This is a genomic window from Spirillospora sp. NPDC049652 (assembly GCF_040675125.1).
Taxonomy (GTDB): Bacteria; Actinomycetota; Actinomycetes; order Streptosporangiales; family Streptosporangiaceae; genus Spirillospora.
In genome coordinates this window covers 1-1,743 of the sequence record NZ_JBFAOF010001252.1, presented here as the reverse complement: position 1 = coordinate 1,743, position 1,743 = coordinate 1, and the positions used below count along the sequence as shown (strand labels likewise).

Below are 1,743 nucleotides of genomic sequence, written 5' to 3'. Positions count from 1 at the left end.
GTCGCCGCCCTGCGCGACGCGGCGTTCGAGCTGCCCGCCCGGCACCCGTCGCTGCGCACCGCGTTCACCCAGACCGTGTCGGGGGAGCCGGTGCAGGCTGTCCTCGGCATGCCGCCGTGCGACGAGCTGTGGCGCGAGGTCTCGGCCGACGAGTCCGCCCTCTCCGCGCTCATGGCGGAGGAGCGGACCCGCCGGTTCGACCTCACCCGGCCGCCGTTCCTGCGGTTCACGCTGGTCCGGCTGGGGGAGCGCCGGCACCGGCTGCTGCTCACCTTCCACCACATCGTCCTGGACGGCTGGTCGATGCCGTCCCTGGCGGGCGAACTGCTCGCCCTCTACACCGGGCAGGTTCCGCCGCGCGCCCCCGACTACAGGGACTACCTCGCCTGGCTCGGCCGGCAGGACCGCGCCGAGGGCGACGCCGCCTGGAGCAGGGCCCTCAGCGGCCTGGCCGCCGGGACGCTCGTCGCGCCCGGCGCGCCGGACACCCCGCCCGGACTGCCGGAGAAGATCCGCGTCCCGCTCGGACCGGAGCTGTCCGGCGCGGTCACCGCGACGGCGCGCCGCCTCGGCGTCACCGCCAACACCGTCGTCCAGGGCGCGTGGGGCCTGCTGCTCGCCCGGCTGCTCGGCCGCGACGACGTGGTGTTCGGCGCGACCGTGTCGGGCCGTCCGATGGACCTGTACGGCGTCGACCGGATGGTCGGGCTGTTCATCAACACGCTGCCCGTCCGGGTCCGGCTGGACGCCGCCGAACCGGCCGCCGACCTGCTCGCGCGGCTCCAGGGCGAGCAGGCCGAGCTGATCCCGTTCCACCACCACGGCCTCGGCGACCTGCACCGCCTCGCCGGGGTCCCCGCGCTGTTCGACACCATGACGGTCTTCGAGAACTACCCGCTCGACCCGTCCCTGCTGGGCGCGGAGATCGGCGCGGGCACGCGGCTCGCGGGCGTGGACCTGCTCGACTCGACGCACTACCCGCTCACGCTCGACGCCGTCCCGGGGGACGAACTCCAGCTCCGGCTCGGCTACCGCACCGACGTGGTCGACCGCGCGACCGCCGAACGGCTCGTCGCGCAGCTCGTCGGGCTCGTCCGGGCCCTCGCCGAGACGCCGGACGCGCCGGTCGGCACACTGGGCCTGACCGGCGACGACGCGGCCGCGCTGCGCGAGGCGTTCGCCGCGCTCGCCGCGCAGCGCCCGTCCGCGACGCTCGCCGCCGCGTCCCGCTCGGCCGCCGCGCCCGTCAAGAGGCTCGTCGCCTACGTCGTGCCCGCGCCCGGCGCGGTGCTCGACCCGGAGGAGCTGCGCGCGCACGTGCGCGCGCACCTGCCCGAGGCGATGGTCCCGGCCGCCGTCGTGGTCATGGACGAGCTGCCGCTCACCCCGAACGGCAAGGTCGACACCAAGGCGCTGCCCAAGCCGGTGCTGACCGTCCCGCTGCGCGAGTACCGCGCGCCGCGCGACGACCGCGAGGCCGCCGTCGCCCAGATCTTCGCCGAGCTGCTCGGCGTGGACCGCGCCGGGATCGACGACGACTTCTTCGACCTCGGCGGCGACTCGCTGATCGCGATGCGGGTCGTCAGCCGGGTCCGCCGCGCGCTGGGCGTCGAACTGCCCGTCCGGGCGCTGTTCGAGGCCCCGACCGTCGCCGCGCTCGCCGCCCGGATCGCCGCCCCGACCGGCGTCGCCGCCCGGCCCGCGCTGGTCCCGGCGGCCCGCCCGGACGTGCTGCCGCTGTCG

Annotated in this window: 1 protein-coding gene; it reads left to right on the top strand. The window is 76.6% G+C overall.

The genetic code is table 11. From position 1 onward, the window contains the following. The coding region (locus AB0J52_RS39130) for a condensation domain-containing protein (RefSeq protein WP_500188138.1) at positions 1-1,743 on the top strand (1,743 nt) is incomplete at both ends.